The sequence below is a fragment of the Streptomyces sp. ASQP_92 genome (genome assembly GCF_025399895.1).
Lineage (GTDB): Bacteria > Actinomycetota > Actinomycetes > Streptomycetales > Streptomycetaceae > Streptomyces.
Map to the genome: position 1 here is coordinate 529,938 of NZ_JAODUA010000003.1, position 22,204 is coordinate 552,141.

Annotated in this window: 18 protein-coding genes; 6 read left to right on the forward strand and 12 right to left on the reverse strand. The window is 69.2% G+C overall.

From position 1 onward, the window contains the following. Positions 1-144: 144 nt before the first annotated feature. Genes N4G70_RS11915 through N4G70_RS11925 form a run of 3 tightly spaced genes read right to left on the reverse strand, consistent with a single transcriptional unit; the run spans position 145 to position 3,010 of the window. Positions 145-375 carry an exodeoxyribonuclease VII small subunit gene (locus N4G70_RS11915; RefSeq protein WP_120721656.1) on the reverse strand — a complete coding sequence of 77 codons (231 nt, stop codon included), beginning with the start codon at positions 373-375 and terminating at the stop codon, positions 145-147. A 10-nt stretch (positions 376-385) separates the two neighbouring features. After that, positions 386-1,600 (reverse strand): exodeoxyribonuclease VII large subunit, encoded by a 1,215-nt coding sequence (gene xseA / locus N4G70_RS11920; protein ID WP_261712517.1) that lies wholly within the window; start codon positions 1,598-1,600, stop codon positions 386-388. Between the two features lie 9 nt (positions 1,601-1,609). Continuing rightward, entirely contained in the window at positions 1,610-3,010 is a 1,401-nt protein-coding gene (locus N4G70_RS11925; protein WP_261712603.1) for an APC family permease, read from the reverse strand. A 313-nt stretch (positions 3,011-3,323) separates the two neighbouring features. On the opposite strand from N4G70_RS11925, the gene N4G70_RS11930 reads away from it, so the two are divergent. Both N4G70_RS11930 and ppgK read left to right on the forward strand, forming a co-directional pair. Next, a complete protein-coding gene (locus N4G70_RS11930; RefSeq protein ID WP_261712518.1) occupies positions 3,324-4,304 on the forward strand; it encodes a 4-hydroxy-3-methylbut-2-enyl diphosphate reductase in 981 nt (326 codons plus the stop codon). Positions 4,305-4,351: 47 nt separating this feature from the next. Continuing rightward, positions 4,352-5,104, forward strand: a complete 753-nt coding sequence (ppgK, locus tag N4G70_RS11935; RefSeq protein WP_261712519.1) for a polyphosphate--glucose phosphotransferase — start codon at positions 4,352-4,354, stop codon at positions 5,102-5,104. A gap of 325 nt (positions 5,105-5,429) precedes the next feature. Here ppgK and N4G70_RS11940 read toward each other — a convergent pair whose 3' ends face one another. After that, on the reverse strand, positions 5,430-6,014 hold the full coding sequence (locus tag N4G70_RS11940; protein ID WP_261712520.1) for a DUF6542 domain-containing protein: 585 nt from the start codon (positions 6,012-6,014) through the stop codon (positions 5,430-5,432). 223 nt (positions 6,015-6,237) lie between these two features. On the opposite strand from N4G70_RS11940, the gene ychF reads away from it, so the two are divergent. Further along, positions 6,238-7,326 (forward strand): redox-regulated ATPase YchF, encoded by a 1,089-nt coding sequence (ychF, locus tag N4G70_RS11945; RefSeq protein WP_261712521.1) that lies wholly within the window; start codon positions 6,238-6,240, stop codon positions 7,324-7,326. Positions 7,327-7,423: 97 nt separating this feature from the next. Here the strand turns inward: ychF and N4G70_RS11950 are convergent, their stop codons facing one another. Beyond that, a complete protein-coding gene (locus N4G70_RS11950; protein ID WP_261712522.1) occupies positions 7,424-8,005 on the reverse strand; it encodes a Uma2 family endonuclease in 582 nt (193 codons plus the stop codon). Between the two features lie 556 nt (positions 8,006-8,561). On the opposite strand from N4G70_RS11950, the gene N4G70_RS11955 reads away from it, so the two are divergent. Both N4G70_RS11955 and N4G70_RS11960 read left to right on the forward strand, forming a co-directional pair. Continuing rightward, on the forward strand, positions 8,562-10,445 hold the full coding sequence (locus N4G70_RS11955; protein ID WP_261712604.1) for a DUF2075 domain-containing protein: 1,884 nt from the start codon (positions 8,562-8,564) through the stop codon (positions 10,443-10,445). Positions 10,446-10,638: 193 nt separating this feature from the next. After that, positions 10,639-12,747, forward strand: a complete 2,109-nt coding sequence (locus tag N4G70_RS11960) for a DUF2075 domain-containing protein (protein WP_261712523.1) — start codon at positions 10,639-10,641, stop codon at positions 12,745-12,747. Positions 12,748-12,823: 76 nt separating this feature from the next. Here N4G70_RS11960 and N4G70_RS11965 read toward each other — a convergent pair whose 3' ends face one another. Further along, a complete protein-coding gene (locus tag N4G70_RS11965; protein WP_261712524.1) occupies positions 12,824-12,952 on the reverse strand; it encodes a DUF6408 family protein in 129 nt (42 codons plus the stop codon). 465 nt (positions 12,953-13,417) lie between these two features. On the opposite strand from N4G70_RS11965, the gene nshR reads away from it, so the two are divergent. Further along, entirely contained in the window at positions 13,418-14,224 is an 807-nt protein-coding gene (nshR, locus tag N4G70_RS11970) for an NshR/TsnR family 23S rRNA methyltransferase (protein ID WP_261712525.1), read from the forward strand. Between the two features lie 57 nt (positions 14,225-14,281). Here nshR and N4G70_RS11975 read toward each other — a convergent pair whose 3' ends face one another. From N4G70_RS11975 to N4G70_RS12000, 6 genes are all read right to left on the reverse strand, one after another. Further along, positions 14,282-14,956: a DUF5825 family protein gene (locus N4G70_RS11975; protein WP_261712526.1), complete on the reverse strand. Its 675-nt coding sequence runs from the start codon at positions 14,954-14,956 to the stop codon at positions 14,282-14,284. 13 nt (positions 14,957-14,969) lie between these two features. Beyond that, complete coding sequence (locus tag N4G70_RS11980; RefSeq protein WP_261712527.1) at positions 14,970-16,898, reverse strand: RiPP maturation radical SAM C-methyltransferase; 1,929 nt, start codon at positions 16,896-16,898, stop codon at positions 14,970-14,972. 54 nt (positions 16,899-16,952) lie between these two features. Then, positions 16,953-18,011 (reverse strand): hypothetical protein, encoded by a 1,059-nt coding sequence (locus N4G70_RS11985; RefSeq protein ID WP_261712528.1) that lies wholly within the window; start codon positions 18,009-18,011, stop codon positions 16,953-16,955. A 123-nt stretch (positions 18,012-18,134) separates the two neighbouring features. After that, positions 18,135-18,290 (reverse strand): thiocillin/thiostrepton family thiazolyl peptide, encoded by a 156-nt coding sequence (locus N4G70_RS11990; RefSeq protein ID WP_120721640.1) that lies wholly within the window; start codon positions 18,288-18,290, stop codon positions 18,135-18,137. Between the two features lie 309 nt (positions 18,291-18,599). Beyond that, a complete protein-coding gene (locus N4G70_RS11995; RefSeq protein WP_261712529.1) occupies positions 18,600-19,535 on the reverse strand; it encodes a lantibiotic dehydratase C-terminal domain-containing protein in 936 nt (311 codons plus the stop codon). Further along, positions 19,516-22,194 carry a lantibiotic dehydratase family protein gene (locus N4G70_RS12000; RefSeq protein WP_261712530.1) on the reverse strand — a complete coding sequence of 893 codons (2,679 nt, stop codon included), beginning with the start codon at positions 22,192-22,194 and terminating at the stop codon, positions 19,516-19,518. Before N4G70_RS12000 ends, N4G70_RS11995 begins: the two co-directional genes overlap by 20 nt. Between the last annotated feature and the right edge of the window lie 10 nt (positions 22,195-22,204).

Here is a 22,204-nt window from a genome sequence, read left to right on the forward strand (position 1 = left end):
GCGGCTGATCAAGCGATGACTCGACCGTACGCCGATTTGTATTAGCTTTCAACTAAGCTATCTTCAGGGTGACCGGACTCACATCGAGAATGCGGGTCGGTGTCTCCATGCTCCCTGATCGGCCCGGGACCGCCGGGCCCGGGGTCACTCCTGCTCGGCGGGCTCCGCCAGCGCCGCGTCGAGACGGGCCCGGGCGCCCTCAAGCCAGCGGTGGCACACCTTTGCCAGTTCCTCGCCCCGCTCCCACAGTGCGAGGGACTCCTCCAGGGTGGTGCCCCCCGCTTCGAGGCGCCGTACGACGTCGATCAGCTCGTCCCGCGCCTGCTCGTACCCCAGTGCCGCGTCGCCCGACGCGGCCTCGTCCGTCTTGGCCATGCGATCCACCCTATGTCCGCGGTACGACAGTGACGTGCAGTTCGCCCTCGGCGACCCGGGCGCGCAGATCCTCACCGGGGCCCACCTCGCCGGGGGAGCGGACCACCTCGCCGCCGGCCCGCTGGAGCACCGCGTACCCGCGCTCCAGGGTGGCCGCGGGGGACAGCGCCACCACCCGGGCGTGGGTGTGCGAGAGCTCCGAGTCCGCCCGGTCCAGCAGGTGGCCGAGCACCCGGCGCGAACGGTGCAGCAGCGCGTCCACCTCGTCGGCCCGGTCGTCCACCATGCGGTGCGGCCGCTCCATCCAGGGCCGGGCCAGCATCCCCGCCAGGCCCCGCTCCTCGCGGTCGACCAGGCCCCTGACATGGCGGCGCGCCCGGTCCCGCAGCATCCGTACCCGGTCGAGCTCCTCGCCGACGTCCGGCACGACCTTCTTGGCCGCGTCGGTGGGGGTGGACGCGCGCAGGTCCGCCACCAGGTCGAGCAGCGGCGCGTCCGGCTCGTGGCCGATCGCCGAGACCACGGGCGTACGGCACTGGGCGACGGCCCGTACGAGCTCCTCGTCCGAGAAGGGCAGCAGGTCCTCCACGCTGCCGCCGCCGCGGGCCACGATGATCACGTCCACGTCCGGCAGCGCGTCGAGCTCGCGCACGGCCCGCACCACCTGGGGCACCGCGTGCACCCCCTGCACCGCCACGTTGCGCACCTCGAAGCGGACCGCGGGCCAGCGCCGCCGGGCGTTCTCCAGAACGTCCCGCTCGGCCGCCGAGGCGCGGCCCACCACAAGACCCACGAGCTGCGGCAGGAACGGCAGTTGGCGCTTGCGGTCCAGGGCGAACAGGCCCTCGGAGGCGAGCGTGCGCTTCAACTGCTCCAGTCTGGCGAGGAGTTCACCGATGCCGACCGGCCGTATCTCCACCGCCCGCAGCGAGAGCTGACCGCGCGGCGCGTACCACTCGGGCTTGGCGTGCACGACGACGCGCGCGCCCTCGGACACCACGTCCGCGACCGCGTCGAAGACCTGGCGGTAGCAGGTGACGCCCACCGAGATGTCGTGCGAGGGGTCGCGCAGCGTCAGGAACACCACGCCCGCGCCGGGCCGCCGTGAGAGCTGGGTGATCTGCCCCTCCACCCAGACCGCCCCGAGGCGGTTGATCCACCCCCCGATGAGGCGGGACACCTCGCCGACGGGGAGCGGCGCGTCCGCACTCGTATTCAGAGCCATGTACGCAGGCTAGCCCGCGCCACCGACAGTCCCGCCCCGCTCCGGGGGCTCCGGGTCCGGGCCGGAGCGGCGGCCCCACTGCATCGCCAGGACCACGAGCCCCACCGCCAGCCAGCCCAGCCCGACGAGCTGGGCGGTGGCCGTCGCCTCCCAGACCACCGCGACGATGACCGCCGCCCCGAGCACCGGAACCACCACATGGCTCAGCCAGTTGGGGGCGCCCTCCATGCGGCGCACCGCGTACCAGGCGACCACGGAGACGTGCAGCAGGAAGAACGCGGTCAGCGCGCCCATGTCGACCACGGAGACGAGATGGTCCATGCCGTCGTCGCGCCGGGCCGCCCACACCGCGGCGATCAGCGTGACCACCGCGGCGAGCAGCAGCGCCGCGCGCGGCACCCCCGAGTCGGTCCGCGACAGCACACGCGGAAGCCGCCGGTCGCGGGCCATCGCGAAGACGAGCCGGCCCGCCGCGGCCTGCCCGGCCAGTGCCGCGAACGCCGCCCCGATCGCCTTGCTGACCGCGACCAGGGTGTGCAGCCAGCCGCCGACCGAGGCCTCGACGGTGTCGTAGAACGCCGAGCCCTGCTTGACCGGATCGGCCGCGAGCTGCGCCGACGACATCGGTTCGAGCAGGGCCGCCAGATAGGACTGCGCGACGAACAGGAACCCGGCGAGCACCAGGCAGAACAGCACCGCCCGCGCCACCTTCGCCGAGCCCCCGGTCACCTCCTCGGCGAACGTGGCGATCGCGTCGAAGCCCAGATAGGACAGGACCGCGACGGACACCGCCCCGAGCACCGCGCCCAGCGTGAACCCGGCGTCCCCGGTCAGCGGCGTCAGCCAGCCGCGCTGGGCGCCGTCCCGTACGAGCACCACCACCGCCGACACCACGAAGACGAGCAGCACCACGATCTCCATGGCGAGCACCGCGAAGCCGACCCGGGCGGCGGCCCGTACGCCCCACAGGTTCAGGAGGGTCGTGATCACGACGGCGATCGCCGTCCACACCCAGCGCGACACGGACGGCACGAGCGAGTTCATCGCGATGCCGGAGAAGAGGTAGGCGACGGCCGGGATCAGCAGATAGTCGAGCATCGCCATCCACCCGGCGATGAAGCCCGGCCCCTCGCCGAGCGCCTTGCGCGCGTACGCGAACACCGACCCGGCCAGTGGGACGACCCGCACCATCTGGGCGTAGCTGAACGCGGTGAAGCCCATCGCGACCGTGGCCACCAGATAGACCAGTGCGACGGCTCCGTGCGACTTGGCGTCCAGGGTGCCGAAGATGCCGACCGGGGCCATGGGGGCGATGAACAGCAGCCCGTAGACCACCAGGTCGCGAAAGCCCAGGCTCCGCCGCAGCTGCCCGGTGGGCGCGGCCCCCTCGTCCGGGCCGGTGCCGCTCATGCGCCGGGGACGGCTCGCGCCACCCGTGCGGCGGGGGCGGTCCGGGTCCACGTGCTCCTCGCGTACGCCACTCATGCGGCCAGTCTCACCGGCCGGGCGATCTTTGGCCCGCCGGGCAGTCCGGTCGGGCGCGGGGCGTCCCTCGGGCGGGCGGTGGCCGGGCGCGGGCGCCCCGCGGGCGGGTCGGTGGGTCGGGCGCGGGACGCCCCTCGGGCGGGCGGTGGCCGGGCGCGGGCGGGTCGGCGGGTCGGGCGCGGGACGCCCCTCGGGCGGGTCGGCGGGGCTGTCGGCGGTAGCCCCTACCATGGACGGCATGACTACTGCCGCTTCCCGCCGGGTCCTTCTCGCCGCTCCTCGTGGCTACTGCGCGGGCGTGGACCGTGCCGTGATCGCCGTGGAGAAGGCCCTGGAGCAGTACGGGGCGCCCATCTACGTCCGGCACGAGATCGTCCACAACAAGTACGTCGTGCAGACCCTGGAGAAGAAGGGCGCGATCTTCGTCGAGCGGACGGAGGAGGTGCCCGAGGGCTCCATCGTGATGTTCTCCGCCCACGGCGTGGCCCCGACCGTCCACGCGGAGGCCGCCGAGCGCAAACTGGCCACCATCGACGCGACCTGCCCGCTGGTCACCAAGGTCCACAAGGAGGCCGTGCGGTACGCGAAGGAGGACTACGACATCCTCCTGATCGGCCATGAGGGCCACGAGGAGGTCATCGGCACCTCCGGCGAGGCCCCGGACCACATCACCCTGGTCGACGGCCCGGACGACGTGGCGAACGTCGAGGTGCGCGACGAGTCGAAGGTCGTGTGGCTCTCCCAGACCACGCTCTCCGTCGACGAGACGATGGAGACGGTCGGCGCCCTCAAGAACAAGTTCCCCAACCTGCTCTCGCCGCCCAGCGACGACATCTGCTACGCCACGCAGAACCGCCAGGTCGCGGTGAAGAAGCTCGCCGAGGACGCCGAGCTGGTCATCGTCGTCGGCTCCAAGAACTCCTCGAACTCGATCCGCATGGTCGAGGTCGCCCTCGACGCGGGCGCCCCCGCCGCCCACCTGGTGGACTTCGCGGACGAGATCGACGAGGCCTGGCTGGAGGGTGTCACCACGGTCGGCCTGACCTCCGGCGCCTCCGTGCCGGACGTCCTCGTCGACGGCGTACTGGAATGGCTGGCCCAGCGCGGCTACGGCGACGTCGAGACGGTGAAGACGGCGGACGAGTCGATCACCTTCTCGCTGCCCAAGGAGCTCCGCCGCGACCTGCGCGCGGAGGCAGCCCAACTCGCGGGCGAGTAGCGCCGCCCAGTACGTCCCGCCGCGCGACCGCCCGTACGGTGGATCTCATGAACGCCATGAGGAACGTGTTCGGAGTGGACATCGGCGGAACCGGCATCAAGGGTGCCCCGGTCGACCTGGAACGGGGCACGCTCGCGCGGGAGCGCCACAAAGTACTGACCCCCCAGCCCGCGACCCCGGAAGCGGTCGCGGGCTGCGTCGCGGAGGTCGTGGAGCACTTCGGCTGGTCCGGTCCGGTGGGCGTCACCTTTCCCGGGGTGGTGACCGCGAACACCGTGCGTACGGCCGCGAACGTCTCCAAGGAGTGGGTGGGCGTGGACGCGGCCCGACTGCTCGGCGAACGGCTGGGAGGCGCGCCGGTCACCGTCCTGAACGACGCGGACGCGGCGGGCGTCGCCGAGATGCGCGTCGGCGCGGGCCGGGGCCGCGCGGGCACGGTGATCCTGCTGACCTTCGGTACGGGCATCGGCAGCGCGGTCTTCACCGACGGTCATCTCGTCCCCAACACCGAGCTCGGCCACCTGGAGCTGCACGGCCACGACGCGGAGAAGCACGCCTCGACCAAGGTCAAGGAGGACGAGGACCTGAGCTGGCCGCACTGGGCACGCCGGGTCCAGAAGTACCTGGCCCATGTGGAGATGCTGTTCTCGCCCGACCTCTTCATCATCGGCGGCGGCGTCAGCCGCAAGGCCGCCAAGTTCCTCCCGCTGATCGAGGGCATCAAGGCGGAGATCGTCCCGGCGCAGCTCCAGAACGACGCGGGGATCGTGGGGGCGGGGATGGCGGCGTCGCGCGGCTGAGCGGGTCGCCTTCCGGGCGGGGGTGGCGGGGGCGGGTTGCTTCGCGGGCAGGGGGTGGGGGCGGGTTGCTTCTTGGACCGGTGCGGCCGAGGCGGGGCTGGGCAGGGGATGGCCGAAGCGGGTTTCTTCCTGGGCCGGGGCGGCCGAGGCGGGCCCGGGCAGGGGGTGGCCGGGGCCGGTTGCTTCCCGGGCAGAGGGCGGTCGGCGCGGGTTGCTTCCCGGGCAGGGTGCGGTCGAAGTGCGGCCTGGGCAGGGGGTGGCCGAGGCAGGGCCTGGGCAGAGGGTGGCCGAAGTGGGCCCCCGGCAGAGGGTGCGCCGGGGCGGGTCAGCGCCGGGCCGAGGCGGCGGGCTTGGCGAGGGCGCGCCGGCGCCCCATGAGCCGCACCTTCCGCACCGTGGCGATCACTCCGGCGACCAGTGTTCCCGCGTAGAGCCAGCCCGCGTGCAGGGCGAGGGCGGTGACCACGGCCATGGCCTGCCCGCCGAACCCGCCGGCGCCGCCCGCGACCGGGACGATGCCCACCGCGAACGCGATGGGGACGCAGATCGGGGCCGTCACCAGGTCGGCGGCCCTCACCCAGAGCGCGGTCACCGCGCAGACCGGCAGGAACAGCACCCCGTACACCACGGGCGAGCCGTCGAAGAGCAGCCAGTCGAGGGTGCCGAGCGCCACCATCAGGGCGGCGGCGAACAGTCCGCCGCCGAGTCCGGTGAGCCGGGGGGAGGGGAGTCGGCGCAGCGCGAGGACGAGGGGCGGCACCGGGCGGGTGCGGCCCGCCGCGCGGTAGACGGCGGCGCTCTCACCGCTCGCCGCCGCTCCGGACGCGCCGAGTGGCGCCCGGGAGGCTCCCGGTGCCGAGGTCCGTGCTCGCTGTCCGGGCTGGGGGCTGCGCGTCCTGTATTGCTCCACCGAACCAACGTAGGTCGCGACGGGGGCGTAACCGCCCATTGGACACGCCCATTGCGCATGCCCTTTGGGCGAGCTTGCCCGTGCGTTCGAGGGTCCGGGGCCGTCATGGGCACGATCGCGGGCCCGGAAACCCGGGCCGTCACGGCCGGGATCGCGCGCCCGTAAACTGGTGGGCGGTCCACTTTCAGGACCGTCCACCGCCCTCGTACCGGGAAGTCGCCACGTGTCGCTCACGATCGGAATCGTCGGTCTGCCGAATGTCGGCAAGTCGACCCTGTTCAACGCCCTGACCAAGAACGACGTACTGGCGGCCAACTACCCGTTCGCCACCATCGAGCCGAACGTCGGCGTCGTCGGCGTCCCCGACCCGCGCCTCGCCCAGCTCGCCGAGGTCTTCAACTCCCAGCGGATCCTGCCCGCCACGGTCGACTTCGTCGACATCGCCGGCATCGTGCGCGGCGCGAGCGAGGGCGAGGGCCTGGGCAACAAGTTCCTCGCGAACATCCGCGAGTCGGACGCGATCTGCCAGGTCATCCGCGCCTTCAAGGACGAGAACGTCGTCCACGTCGACGGCAAGGTGTCCCCGAAGGACGACATCGAGACGATCAACACCGAGCTGATCCTCGCCGACCTCCAGTCCGTCGAGAAGGCGGTGCCGCGCCTGACGAAGGAGTCCCGCCTCCAGAAGGACAAGATCGCGGTCCTGGCGGCGGTCGAGAAGGCCCAGAAGATCCTCGAAGCCGGCGACACCCTCTTCTCGCACGGCATCACCAAGGGCACGGAGCAGGGCGACCTGCTGCACGAGCTGCACCTCCTGACCACCAAGCCGTTCCTGTACGTCTTCAACGTGGACGAGGACGAGCTGGTCGACGAGGACTTCAAGAACGAGCAGCGCGCGCTGGTCGCCCCCGCGGAGGCGATCTTCCTCAACGCCAAGATCGAGTCCGAGCTGATCGAGCTGGACGACGACGAGGCGCTCGAACTCCTCCAGTCCATGGGCCAGGAGGAGCCGGGCCTGGCCACCCTCGGCCGCGTCGGCTTCGCCACCCTGGGTCTCCAGACCTACCTGACGGCGGGCCCCAAGGAAACCAGGGCCTGGACCATCCCCCAGGGCGCCACGGCCCCCGAGGCGGCCGGCGTCATCCACACCGACTTCCAGAAGGGCTTCATCAAGGCGGAGGTCGTCTCCTTCGCCGACCTGATCGAAGCGGGCTCGGTGGCGGAGGCGCGTGCGCGGGGCAAGGCGCGCATGGAGGGCAAGGAGTATGTGATGCAGGACGGGGACGTGGTGGAGTTCCGCTTCAACGTATAGCGGGTTCGTAACTGTGAGCTAGTTAATTTTTCAAGTATGCAGCTCGGAAGAGGTCGGGCTCTGGTGAGCCCGGCCCCTTCCGCATTCCCGTGCTGACTCAGCCACGGTGGGGCGGAGCGAGCTTCTGCAGGTCGAGGTTGATCTCGAAGGGCACCGGGCGGTGGAGTGAGCCCCTGAAGATGCCAACGGGTACGTAGGTGGCGGTCGGCTCGTCCAGTTCGTAGACGTGGACGATGGGTGCTCCGTCCTCGTCCTCAATGCGCCAGTAGTGCGGGATGCCGGCCTCTGCGTACTTGTGGAGCTTTACCGTGCGATCCCGGTGGGCGGATTCGGGAGAGACCACCTCGACGGCGAGTCGTACTTCATCCGGTGCGAACCAGGTGCGGTCACCGTCGAAGTCAGCCGTCGTCACCAGCAGATCCGGCTCGGGCCGATTGCGTTGATCGAGCTTGATGGTCATTTCCCGCCCGACTCTGACGTCGGCCGGCGCCTGCTCCATGAGAGCCACGGTGAGCATCGTGACGAGATGGCCGTGCCACCACCGTTGTGGGGACATCATGAATACGAGGGCTCCGTCGATCAGCTCGGTGTGGCGCGGCGCTTCCGGGAGGTAGTCCAGGTCCTCCGCGAACCAGCCTTCCGCGCGGGGCGGGCGCATCCAGTCGGGCAGTGCGGTCATGGCTCAACCGTAGCGACTCGGGGAGGTCCGGGCCACGAGATCGCGGACGGTGGAGCCACCCTCCTGCCCCCGCCCGCCGGAGCCTCTGCCGCCCGTGCTGATTCTGTGCTGACTTGACCCGCCCGAGATGACCTTTCCGCAGGTGGGAGCGGTGTTGGGGACGTTCCGGTTCAACGTGTAGCGGCTGACGTGTCACCGCGTCGCTGACCTTGCGAACGTGAAGGTCAGATAGGGTCCGGCCCTTCGGGGGCGGGCCCTTGGGTTTCCGGTGCTGGGATTGTGCCGGGACGTGGATGGGCTGACGGGGCTGGAGCAGAACCCGGCGCACAGCCCGACTCGTCCAGCCGCTCCACATTCCCAGGTGGCAGGGGATTCCAGGCTCCCGGCGTGAAGCCTGTCCGGCGCCGATGCGACCGCCGGTATGGCCGTAGATATCGCCAGGTACCCTCAAACCCATCGCCAACGCGGCCCGACGGGCTTCCGCTCCACCCTGTGGAGTCTCGAAGGACATGCCCCCACCCGCACGAGCTATTTCGTGCTGCCCGGGGGGAAGTCCTTGTTGTTCCGAGCGTCTGCGAAAACGGTCGCCGTCATGGCGCTGGACAGTTCGCTTCATCTCCACCTCACCGAGCGGTTCACCCGCATCCGCGGCTACCCGCCCAACGCCTCAGAGGCGCGGTCCTGGGAACGGAGCATCCCCGCGCTCACCGCCGTGCTCAATGACGCGGGCCTCGGTGACGTGGAGGTCATGCTCGAGTACGCGCTTCCGATGAGCAGCAAGCGAGCCGACGCGGTTCTCGCGGGGTTCCACCCACGCACGGGCGACCCCTCCTATGTCGTGGTGGAACTCAAACAGTGGAGCGATGTGGTTCCGGACGAGGACGACCCGGTCCTGTGTCATGTCCCTTCCTATGGTCAGCCGGTCCTCAATCCCGTCGAGCAGGTGCGCCGCTACTGCGAATACCTCACCAACTTCAATGGCGCTGTCGCCGGCCACCCGGAGCGGGTCGGGGGAGTGGCCTTCCTGCACAACGCAACCGCGTTTGACGTGGCCGCACTGTGTGAGATCGAGTCCGAAGGGGCCCAGTTGTTCTCGGGTGACGCCCGGGGTGGGTTCATCGACTACGTTCGTGCCCGGCTCAGCTCTGAGTGTTCGGGCGCCGCAGCCGCTGACGCGCTGCTCGCGGGCAAATCGGTCCCCTCGAAGCAGCTGATGGCAGTAGCAGCACAGGAAGTCCGTGAGAGAGAGCAGTTCGTGCTCCTCGATGAACAGCAGGTCGCCTACCGCAAGGTCCTCAGCGCGGTACGCAAGGCCCAGCAGTCCGACCACAAGGAGGTTGTGGTCATCACCGGTGGTCCCGGCACCGGCAAGAGCGTCATCGCGCTTTCCCTGCTGGGCGAGTTGTACCGGCGAGGCATCCCGGCTCTGCATGCGACCGGCTCCCAGTCCTTCACCAAGACGATGCGCAAGGTCGCGGGTGCCAGGAAGCGCGAAGTGCAGGATCTCTTCAAGTACTTCAACAGCTTCATGACGACGGAGAGGAACAGCCTCGACGTCCTGGTCTGCGATGAGGCCCACCGCATCCGCGAGACATCCGCCAACCGGTACACGCCGGCCGCACGTCGGACCGACAAGCAGCAGATCGACGAGTTGATGGACGTCGCCAAAGTGCCCGTCTTTCTGCTCGACGAGCATCAGGTCGTGCGCCCGGGTGAGATGGGCACGGTGGAAGACATTCGAGCCGCTGCGGCGCGTAGGGGGTTGAACTGCCCCGTCGTAAGGCTGGAAAGCCAGTTTCGCTGCGGCGGGAGCGATGTCTACCTGCGCTGGGTGGTGCGGCTCCTGGGGCTGGAACCCGGCGACCCGGTGGTGTGGGATCCGGATGACCGCATGCAACTCCTCTTGGCCGACAGCCCGGAAGAGATGGAAACCTTCCTGGACGGCCGTCGCGGTCAGGGCTACAGCGCTCGTATGTCGGCCGGCTACTGCTGGCAGTGGTCCCCGGAACCCAAGCCGGGACAGCCCCTGCCGACAGACGTGCGGATCGGTGCTTGGGCGCGCCCCTGGAACCTTCGCGGCGACCGCTCTGTCGCGGGCGCACCGCCGTCCGCCCTATGGGCCACGGACCCGGCGGGCTTCGGTCAGATCGGTTGCGTCTACACCGCCCAAGGTTTCGAGTACGACTGGTCCGGCGTCATCATCGGCCCCGACCTGGTGTGGCGCGGTGACCGGTGGGTGACGGACCGCACGGCGTCCAAGGACCCGGTGTTCAAGCGCTCGACACCGGACGCCGATGTGGATCGCCTGATCCGCAACACGTACAAGGTGCTGCTGACCCGCGGAATGGTGGGCACGGTCGTTTACTCCACGGACCGCGAGACGCAGGAGAGACTACGAGAACTGGTGGGTGCCAGCGGGAGTGTGGCTGTCACCGCGTAACCGACCGGCCTGAACCAGCGGCTTTTCGCCAACTTGCCGCTGACATGCCATGAGGCGACGGGAGAAGTTCGCGTGCGCTGCCGTACTCCCTAAGATCACCCGTACCAATTGCGGCCCGACGGGCTTCCTCTACGCGAGGAGATGCCCCCACCCGCACGAGTCACTCGTGCCCTGGGGGAACCATCTCGTGTCCATGCTCCTGCTGAAGCTGCCTGCGCAGGACCTGCTCACTCTGAACTCCAGGCGGCGGATGGTGCCGCATCTCGCCGCCAGATACAGGCACTTCCGAGGGCACGACGTGTCCGATACGGAACGGGAGGCCTGGGCCGACAGCCTGGTCAAATTGGCGGAAGACCTTGTTGCGGCGGAGCGCGGCAACGTTGAAATGGTCGTGGAGTGCGCGGCGACGGTCGACGCCCCGAAGAAGGGCGAGCCGACTCTCATCGACGTCGTTCTGGTGGGCCGACACCCTGAGACGCGTCTGCCATCGTTCCAACTCGTCGAGCTGAAGCGATGGTCAATGGTGACGCGAGTGGAGGCCGCCACCGCGGAACTCGTGCGGGTGCCCGGATATAAAAGCCCCAAGAAGCACCCTGCGCTGCAGCTCAGGAACACTTACCGTGTGTTCACCGGCGACCAAGGGCCGCTGCGTGGTGTCACTGTCGAATGCGGCGGATTCGCCTACCTGCACAATTCCACCGACGACTCGGTGAGACCGCTGCTCGATACGCTGGCGCCGACCGGAGCCTATGAGCGGGTGTACACCCGAGATAGTCGCGACCAGCTCCTTGTGGACCTGCGGCGGCATTTCTCGGAGGACGGTGCGGCTTCTGAGGCGGAGCAGCTCCTGCGGTTCATGAACCTGCGTAACACTCCGCTTCTCGACGCGATGATCAGATCTCGTGGAGAGGACACGGTGTTCACCTTGCGTGGACAGCAGAAGCGAGTGGCGGCGAGCGTCCGGGAAAGAGCCGAACTGGTCCTGGGCCATCCCGATGAGTCCGCTGCGCCGTCGGACGGCAGTCGAGCGGTATTCATCGTGCTAGGTGGTGCGGGTACCGGAAAGAGTGCCGTGGGCCTACAACTCAGGGCCGATTTCGAGGCAGCGAAACGGTCGGTGAAGTACGCCAGCGGAAGCCGCGCCTTCAACGGGGCGCTCCAGGAGCAGGTGGGCTACCCCGACAGGGAGTTCAGGAAGAGGTTCGCCTACTTCAGCCACTTCGTGACGCCCCCAGACCCAGTTCTGGATGTCCTCATCTGCGACGAGGCACACCGCCTGAGAGAGCGAACCATCGACATGTACCGCCGAGAGGAGAAGTCGGGAAAGCAGCCCCAAGTGGACGATCTGCTCGATGCCTCTCGCCTCACCGTGTTCTTTCTCGACGAGAGCCAGTCCGTGCGACCCAAGGAAGTCGGAACGGTGAGTCTGATCGAGAGTGCCGCGAGAGCGCGGGGGATCACGCCGCTCCGCTATGAACTCAGGGAGGAATGGCGCTGCGGGGGTAGTGACGCGTACATCCGTTGGGTGCGAGCGGTCCTGGACATCGAGGCAGGAACCACCGAGTGGACCCCCGACGGTTTGATGCATGTCGAAGTGGCGGACAGTCCTGAGGAACTCGAGTACATCATCAAGTCCGAGGCGGCGGCGGGAGCGACGGCTCGCATGGTGGCCGGCTTCTGCTGGCCCTGGACGGAACCTGTGGGGCAGGGGAAGGCCGCGCGCCTGGAGGCGGATGTGCGGATCGGTGGCTGGCACCGATCGTGGAACGCCAAGGGCGACTCCTTCCGCGAGGGCGGAGCGGTGCCCCCGTCCACGAAATGGTCGGTGCACCCGTATGGCATCCATCAGATCGGCTGCGTCTATACAGCCCAGGGCCTCGAATGGGACTGGTGTGGGGTGATCCTCGGCGAGGACATGGTGAGACGCGGTGACCGGTGGGTCTATCAAAAAGGCCAGTGGTACGAGGAGGCGGGAAGCAAGATCAAACGTGTCAAAGTGCCCGGTTCCTTTGACATGAAGCTCCGGGAGGGGACCGGAAGCGAGGAGGAGAAGCGGGAGGAGTTCGCGCGATGTGTCCGGCACGCCTACCACGTGCTCATGACGAGGGCGAGCCGCGCGACGGTGCTGTACTCCACCGATGAGGAGACGCAGACGTACCTCAAGACCTGCGTCGGCGCCGCGCAGATTCACGGCCTGCGACCTACCTGGGAGAACCTGCCTGCTGAGGCACGGGTACCCCATCTCCCCAGCCCGAAGAGGAAGGGCGGTGACACTTCTGGGGGACAGGAGCTGCTCTTCTGAGAGGTCTTCGTCGCCCTCGGGGCGAAGCCACACAGGCTGAGAGTGGCGGGCTCGCCGGGCCCGCCACATGCCTGCCTCAGATGAGGTGGCGTGCCGCCACCGCCAGTGCCTCCCACACGAGGTTGGAGATCACGCTGGCGGCGACGCCGGCCAGGATCTCGCGGATCCAGGGACGACGCGCAGGCTTGTACTCGACCGGTTCCATGAAGGCCCACCCAAGGTGTGAGTTACGGATGGTAGGACCGCCCTACCGGGCATCTGGCCCATCCGTAACTCACGGCCAGTGGACTGGACCGTGGACTCCGCCTCGTACCCTCCGGGAAGGTGCGCAGCGGTGAAAGCCTATCTCACAGGGCGGCGGTCTCGTCGGGGCCAATGTCCCTGCAGTCGAACGGAGTTGAGTCGGAATTTCGGCCCGAACGGGCATGCCGGCAAGTAACTGGATGGCACACCGTCTCAGGCAGCCACCACTGGCTCTGGCCCACCCACGCCGAGAAGGGCAAGCCGATCGTCGGATGCTGCCCGTCATGGGGGTGCGGTAGGGCTGACCAGAGCTGGGGTGTCGAGTGTGCCTGAATTGACAAGCGGACTTGCTGTCCCGGAGCCGCTGCCCCTGGCCCCCACCCCTCACTCCAGCTCCACACCTCACCCCCTGCGATAAGATCCGACGGTGAACAGTCTGGCCGTCATCACCGAGAAGTCCGATCCCGCTGTACAACGCATCATCGACGTCACGAAGCCGTCGAGATCCGTTGTCAAGACGGCGCTCATCGAGGACATCGAGCCTCTGATGCAGTGCATCGGAGCGGGGCTGGACTTCTTCGAGGTCTATGGGCTCGAGACCAGCCCGCTGCCCGCCGAGCTGCTCGCGGCGTGTGAGCAGCGGAAGATTCCGGTGCGGCTCATCGAGTCCTCGATCGCCAACCACGTGTTCAAGACGGAGAAGCGGCCCAAGGCCTTCGGCCTCGTCCGGGTTCCGAAGCCCCGTCGTTTCGCCGATCTGGCCGCCACCACCGGGGACATCGTCGTCCTCGACGGCGTGAAGATCGTCGGCAACATCGGGGCGATCCTGCGGACGTCCTTCGCGCTCGGCGCCGCCGGCATCGTGCTCGTGGACAGTGACCTCGTCAGCATCGCCGACCGGCGTCTGGTCAGGGCGAGCCGGGGATACGTGTTCTCGCTCCCGGTCGTGCTCGCCACCCGCGAGGAGGCCACCGGCTACTTCCGGGAAAGCGGCATGCGGCTGGTCGCCTTCGACGCGGAGGGGGAGCTGAGCACCCGTGATCTGCGCGGCATCGACGAGCGGCTCGCGCTCGTCTTCGGCAGCGAGAAGATCGGCACGTCGAGCGACTTCGAGGGGCTTTCGGTCGGCAAGGTCTCGATCCCGATGAACCCTGCCGCCGAGTCCCTCAACGTCTCCGTCACCGCGGGGATCGCGCTGCACGAGCGGGCCGAGTACAACCTCCCCAAGGGATAGCGGGCCGAGCCCGCTTCGGGGCGGGCCGGCACGGCCCGCCCGCACCCCCCAACCCCCTCACACCTCCCAAGACGGCAGCGGCCACCGCTGCAAGCGGTACGGGGCCCACCAGATCTCGGCGCCGAAGCGCACCGCCAGGTGTTGCTTCTCGAAGGCCGTCACGATCGGGGCGGGGACGGTGTCCGTGCCCCGGCCCGCCAGGAGGGCGTCGATCGCGGTGAGGTAGGCGGCGTCGGAGATGGTGAGGCGGCGGAAGCCGCCGTGGCGGCGGTCCCGGATCTGAACGAAGCCGGGGCCGCGGCGCAGGAAGCACCGGCCGACGTGGTAGCGCGACCGCCAGGTCGCCAACGCCTCGTCGCCGCCCGGGCCTTCGAGGACCGCCGGCGGGAACAGGTGGCCGAAGACCCACCACTCGGGGCCGCCGGGGACGAGCCGGGCCCGCCAGTCGACCTCCACGCCCCGGCTGGAGAGTTCGCGGACGAGGGAGAGCACCTGGGTGGTGCGCTCCGCGTCGCCGTCCGGGCCGAGGACGGCGAGCGGCTCGATCGACACGAACCGTGCGCCGAGTTCGTAGGCCCGGTGCGCCTCCTCCGCCGCGTCGCCGCCGAGCGGGCGGTGGCCGAGGTACACGTCCGGCAGGGCCCGCACCGCCGCGTCGCGATGGCGCCACAGTCCGAAGCGGGAGCCGGACGAAACCTCGGGGATGGTCGACACGTCGACGTCCAGTGTCATTGCGCGCTCCTGTTCAGACGGCGACCGGCGCCACGGACTGGTGCTGGGTCGTCGCCAGCTCCCGGCCGACGAGGATCCGCATCAGATGCTGGTTGTGGTCCTTGGTGACGACGTGGATCATCCGGCCGGAGTCGGTGAAGACCAGACCCAGCTCCGACCAGCGCGCGAGCACCGCGCGCACCTCCTCGACCCCGGCCTCCGCACGCCGGGCGGCCTCCCGCTCCAGGTACTCCGCCGACCTCGGGTCGTCGAGCATGTGGAACAGGGTGCGCTCCAGCGGCGTCGTGAGGCGCACGACGTCCCAGTCGAAGTGGGGCCGGCTGTTGGTGATGGTGATGGCATCGTCGGTCTCGAAGCAGGACAGCCGGCTGTGGGAGTGCTCGCCGCGCCACTCGTTGAGCCCGGCCGTCAGCCTCGCCGCCAGCTCGTCGCCGATGCCGCGTTCCGGCGACTCGAACAGGTAGGCCAGGTCGAAGAGTTCGGGCTCCGGCAGGTCGAAGCAGAGCTCGTACTGGCGGGCCGGCCGCCGTTCGGTGAAGCCGAGTTCGGGCTTTTCGAAGTACGGGCTGAAGCGCTGGATGCCGAGCCGGTCGTCCGCGCCCGCCGGGCACAGGTGGTGCAGTTTCGGGAACTGCTCGATGACCGAGCTGTAGTCCTCGTCCCGCTCGCCCGGGAACCCGTAGAGGTAGTTCCAGATCACGGTCAGGCCCAGCGACTCGGCGTCGCGCAGCATACGGACGTTCTGGCAGCCGGTGACGCCCTTGTCCATGAGTTTGAGGACGTTGGCGTTCAGGCTCTCCACGCCGGGCTGTACGCAGACCACGCCGGCCTTCGCGAGCACCTGGAGCTGTTCGTAGCGCAGGTTGGCCTTGATCTCGTACATCATCCGCAGATCGACGCCGGCCTCGGTGAGCTGCGGCAGCAGCGAGTCCAGGTAGGCCATGTCCAGGATGTTGTCGACCACGAGCATGTCCAGGACCCGGTGGCGTTCGGCCAGCGTCACGATGTCGTCGAAGAACTGCGACGGGCGCTTGCTGCGGAACATCATGCTGGCGCCGTTGAGGCCGCAGAAGGTGCAGTGGTGCTTCTCGCCCCACCAGCAGCCGCGCGCTCCCTCGATGACGAGGCGGGGCTCCACCCAGCGCCGGGCCTCGGACTTCGCGAACCGGGTGAAGTACTCGTCGTAGTGCGGCAGGACCATCGCGTCCGGCGGGAGCGGCTTCATGGCCGGCCGGTTGAAGACGGAGGTGCCGTTCTCGTCGCGCCAGCACACGCCGCCGATGGTGGAGACGGCCGGCCCGTCCTCGCGCAGCGACCGCAGCAGGCCGGGGAAGGCGAGCTCGCCCTCGCCGCGCACCACGTAGTCGATGAAGTCGAAGTTGCGGTGCAGCGCCTCGCCCTGCGAGCCCTCACAGTTGGCGCCGCCGAACACCGTGACGGTCCCGGGGGAGAGCTCCTTGAGCTTGCGCGCGACCGCGAGGGAGGCGGTGACGGTCTGGAAGGTGGTGGTGAAGCCGACGACGTCGGGCCGGCCGGCGGCGATGCGCTCGGCCAGCTGGTCGGTGAACTCCTGGGCGTGCTCGTGCAGCCACAGCGTCGCCTCGAGCCAGGGGGCCGGCGCGCTCGCGCCCTCGGATCCCGCGGGCCGGGGACCGAAGGCCTCCAGGAACTCGTCCACCTTCCAGGCCGGGTCCTGGTACAGGGCCGAGGAGAAGACCCAGTCGCCGTGGCCGAGGTAGCAGCTCTCCCGGTCGTAGTACTTGTAGTCCTCGTACCGGAACTTCCGCCGGGAGGTGACCCAGTCCACGAACTCCAGGTTGCCGTAGACCACCTCGACCTCGGCGTCCGGGAACTCCTTCAACGTCAGACTCTTGAGCAGCCCGAGCGCCAGGGACGGCATCTCGATCGGACTCCACGGCACACTAGCGAGCACGACACGCATGACGCCCCTCTGGGTAGATCGGTTTCGGGTGGACGACCGTGGCACCGTGTGCGGTCACCGGTGCGCGAGCTTCCGCGCCAGGGCGCCGAGCCCGCTCTGCAGCTCCGCGGTCGCCCGCCCCGAGACGTCCTCGTTGGCGCGGGCCAGTACGTAGCAGAAGAGGTAGCGCTCCACGAGGTTGAACCCGAGCGTGTGCAGGCTGCTGTACAGCAGGCTCGTCAGGACGCGGAAGGACAGGAAGTCCGGGTTGTGGTGCAGCAGTTGGGCCATCTCGTCCGACATGAACGAGTGGAAGCGGGTCGGCGGCAGCGGTACCTCGCGGCCCCGGTTGAGGTCGTCGAGGGTGAGGCCCTCGTCGACGACGGCACCGGACGCCACGGCCTCCCGCAGCGCGGTGAAGTGCTGGTGGACCAGGCCCGCCCAGTCGCTGACCCGGGCATCGGCGACGGCCGACTCGGGCGACTGGGCGCAGGCGCGGACGTAGTCCCGGGCGCGCGCGCCGAGTTGGTCGTAGTACGCGGCGTAGCGGCGCTCGAAGGACTCCGGGTCGCTCGCCCGCGCGAAGACGCCCTCGTAGTGCGAGCGGAAGCTGAGGAGGCGCAGGCTGAGCAGCTCCTCGAAGGAGTGCGAGGGCAGCTGCCGCTGCTCGGATTCGAGCAGGGTGGCGCCGGCGTGCGCGACCATCAGGCGCAGCGCGAGCAGATAGGACCCGGTCGTGTCGCCGTCGAGCGACGCCGCGATGCGGGCGAGCACCGGCGACGCGGCACGGAAGAGGCGCTTGGCGACGGAGTCGAAGTCGGGGCCGCCGAAACCGCAGTTCCACAGCGGCGAGGGGATCTCCTCGAACGGAACCTCCGCCACGGTGGCGTGAAGACCGTGGGTGGTCGCGGCCCGCTCGACCCGGTCCCGTGCCTCATCGGCGCTGAACTCGGTTGACTCCAGGCTGAGTTGGAAGCTGTCGAGGCTGGTCTCGCGGTCCCAGGTGCGGACGAAGTAGAAGGCCCCGGGCCAGGCGGTGGGGCCGGACGCGAACAGGTCCGTGACGAGACCCCGAGTGCGCTGCGGCACCGACACGTCCTGCTTGTTGAGGGGGATCGTCACGAAGACGTGCACGCGTACCTCCAGATGTCACCCCCACCCCTTCACGGGTGAAGGCGGTTCGCTCATGGCAAGCCCCGCCGGGGGCGCGCCCTCAGGAAGAGGCGCCTCCGGCGGGGGCCCGTCTCGTCACTACGGTCAGGACGAGGACGACGAGGACGAGCTGCACGCGCAGCCGCTCGTGGTGCACGACGCCGCCATGATCTGCGACAGCGACTCGTCGTTGTTGCCCGAATCCTCGATCAGGTCCGAGATCTCCAGGGCGTTCAGGTCGAGCTCTTCGATGTTGTTCATTGTCATTCACCTCCCCGTGGTTGGTGCAATAAAGCTAGCACCCGGAAGCCGGGTTTTCACTCCTTGAATTAAAAAAATCTGCGCGCTATAGTCCGCGCGTTTTGGTGCCGAAGTGCCTATTCCATTTCAGGGCATGCCGAAGGGAGCGGTGGCGGCCATCGAATTCAATTCGACCGACCACACCCGCTCTGAGCTGGGAGGATGTGTCTGCCTAGGGGGTTTTTCTGCTCATTCTCATCCCTTTTTTGGGCATGCCGAAAAGGCGCTCCACTGGCGCATTCTTTGCGTGTTCTGCCGGGAGGGGGCTGCTTATCTCCCCGTGCGGGCTCCGATTTCGGAGAGGGATCGGTGCATCACATGCGCTACAAATGCCTCGCCCGCGGGAATGATCCCCAGGCGGTTGTTCGTGGTGTGGATGTAGTTCGAGAGGCAGCGGGTATAGGGGGTCCCGCCCAGTACGAGTTCACCGAGGTCCTCACCCGAGGCGGTGCCCGCTTGTCGCGCGGCGGTCAGGGCGTTCGCGTAGATGTCGTGGAAGACATCGGTTCTGCCCTCGCGCCACACGGCTTCGCACAGCTCCAGCACCTTCGGCCGCGTTCTCTCGTACAGACCGTCCCAGGTCCGGTCGTAGCCTTCCGGTACGTACCGGCGCCAGAACTCCTCGTAGCCGCCCAGGAATTGACGGCTCTGGTCGAGGTCGAGGCCCGAGCCCCGCAGGGACATCGCCATGATCCGGATCGCCTCGCCCACCGGGGCCTTCGGCTCCGGGGTGGGCCGGGCGGCGGCCAGGTCGAGCACGGCGACCGAGGTCCGGCAGAAGAGTTCCTCGGCGATGCGGACGCCTTCGACGCCGCCGTACTTGGCGTACTCGGGCAGATACGCCATCGGCTCGACGGTGCCCGGGGCCCTGATGGCCTGCGTCGACTCGTCCTCCAGGCGGGCCAGGTCGGCCTGGAGGGAGACCTCGTAGTCGTACTCGGCGCTCAGCTCGGCGGTCATCGCGGGCATCCCCGCCAGCAGCGCGGCGCGGATCGCGTCGGCTCTCTCCGGGTCCGCCCCGTCGATCCGCAGCCGGATGTGCGGGCCGCCCTGCCAGTACCGCAGGAAGAAGAAGCGGTCGCCTCCCTCGCCGGCGCGCACCACGGGACGGATCACGTCGCGCAGGAACGCGGTCTGGAGCGAGTGCGGCAGGTGGACGTGGAGCGCACGCCACCCGTCGTCCCGGCTAGTTCCTGTAGAGCTCAACGAAAAACTCCTCTGCCGCTGTCGGTCCCCGGTCACCGCCGTACTCCTCGGTGGCCGGCAGGCACTCTCGGATCGATACGAAGACGTCGTCGCGCGACAACGCGGACTTGGCGAAGCTGCGCACCAGGTAGGGGTTGCGGAAGTCGACGTACATGGGCTTGTGGACGCTGGCCCGGTGCAGGTGCTCGAAGTCCGACCAGTTGCGGGGCAGCCCCCGGGTGCGCCCGGAGAGCACGTTGTACTCGGCCGAGGTCTGGCACAGCACGAACGCGTGCCGGGGCAGCCCCTGGGCCTGGCGCCACTGGTCGAATGCGAGGAGCGCCGGATGGGAGTCCTTGCTCACCTCCGCGAGGCCGGGGATGTCCTTGGCCGGCACCGTCCACGCCCACCTGTTGACGACGACGTCGTCGACCATCAGCCGGCGCGAGGAGCCGGGGAAGGCGCCCGGATCCATGGCGTGGGAGATGTCCTCCAGCGGCTGCCAGGGATAGCGGGTGGTCGGGCTGAGCGCTTCCAGCAACTGGTAGAGGACGGGCACGCCCACCGGGATCAGGAAGTTCATCGGCATCAGGTCGACCGGCTCGCCGACGGCCGGATCCCACAGCACGAGCCCGCGGTTGGCGTGGTCGACGCGGACCATCAACTCGCCGACCCCGTACGCCTTCATGTCCGGCGTGGTGGGCCAAGAGCCCGGGTAGTCGAGGACCCGGTCGGTCAGCGGCGGGTGCAGGTTGAAGTTGAAGCCGAGCACGGCGTTGAGGTCCGTCTGCCCGGGGAACGCCTGCCGCAGGTGGTCGCGGAGCGCGGAGCGCAGCGTCCAGCCCTCGGCGGCGGATCCCTCGATGAACGCGCCGAAGCGGGAGAAGTAGACGCCGTATCCGGTCAGGACGCCGTTGACCACGATGCGGGGCGACGGCTCTTCGCCGGCGAACTGGAGGCGGAAGGTGATCGAGTCCGGGTCGACGCAGTCCTTCACACCCGAGCACGCGTCGGTGATCGCCTCCGGGCTCAGCCGCAGCACGTCGTCGTCCCGGACGATCCTGGCGCCGATCTCGCGCAGCGCCGCCGTGCGCTGCGCCGCGAAGGTCTCCGCCTCCTTGGAGGCGCGGCCACCGAACACCGCGTCCTGCTCGGCGTCCGACAGCCGGATCAGCCGGTCGAAGAACGTCAGGAACGGCACCGTGTCCCGGTCGCCGAACTCGGCGACGGCGAACGAGTACAGACCCAGCCGCTTCACCTGGCCGTAGTCCAGCATCGAGGAGAACCGCCACAGGCTCTCCAGGGCGGGCAGGCCCGCATCGAGCGACGGCTTGCTCCAGGTGGTCGGCCGGGCCCGGGTCCACGCGTCCTCGTACACCGGCGACCGTACGATCGCGTCGGGCGGCGACCCGACCGCGCAGATCTCCGCCACCTCCGTGATGGCCCGGCCGGCCGAACGCAGCAGGTGCCCGCGTTCCTGGGCCGAGGCGTCGGGGAAGGTCGTCTCCAGTTCCCGCAGGGTGGCGAGGTCGCGGGTCAGCGCCTTCAGCGGCTCGCTCGTGCCGGAGCCCAGCAGGTCGCCGAGCTTCGCCGAGTAGCCGGGGTCCTGTTCGTCGATGCCGGGCCGGAACGACAGCAGGCCGGTGCGCATCAGCGCGTTGACCACCTTGCGGCTGACGGCGTCGTCGCCGGTCACCGTGGTGAGGGCGGCCAGCACCGCCGGAACGCGGGCCGAGCCTTCCGCCGTCGCGGCCAGCACCGAGTCGACGACCTTGTCGCGCTTGAGCCGGACCACGCCCTCCGATCCGCCGTATTCGGTGGCCCGCCCGTCCGCCTTGATCCCGATGAACTCGATCAGGCCGTCGCTCGCGTGCAGCGAGGAGTTGAGCAGCAGCGTGCCCAACTCGAAGCCGCCGGGCACCCGTTGGACTCCGCCGACCATCCAGTTCAGCAACACCCGGTTCAAGGTGGTGGCCGAGTGCGTCTCGGCCTCCGGTTCGGGGCCCTCGGCGTCCGGCAGGTCCGGCGGGAACGCGCCGACCTCGGTGAACCGGCCGAACGGCGACGGCTTGAAGGCCGCGCGGTAGGCGAAGTTCACCAGCGAGGACTCGATGACGCGCAGCCGGCTCGGCTTCACTGAACCGCCCTCGCCCGAGGCGTACCGCAGCAGGCTCTGGTAGAGCTGGTCGCCGGAGAGCTGGATGCTCTTCACCATCGCGTCGTGGTGGAACAGCCGGCGCAGGGTGTCCCGCGCCGCGTCCATCTCCTCGTCGAACAGTGCCCGGGACGCGCTCTCGCAGTCGCGCATCCGCCGGACGAGCTCGTGCCACTCCCGTACCTGACGCAACGTCACCTCGTCCAGGTGCGGCTCCAGGACACCGAGTCGGCGCAGGGCAGGGTCGGCGCGCTGGTTGAACACGTCGCGGCGCAGCTTCACCACCTCGGCCCGCACCGACTCCTCGACCCGCGGCACGAGCGCCGCCAGTACGTCGGACACCTCGCCCGCCCGCTCGTCGCACGCCTGGCGCAGCCGGCGGAACTCGTCGACGCGCGCCCAGGACCCCTCGAAGCGAAGGCCCTCCAGCTCGGCGACGGGCAGCCGGCCGCGCCGGAAGACGACGTAGGGGCTCACCTTCGCGGTGGGCACGGTGGGGCGCTTCGGGCGTTCATCCGATCGCACGAGCACGATC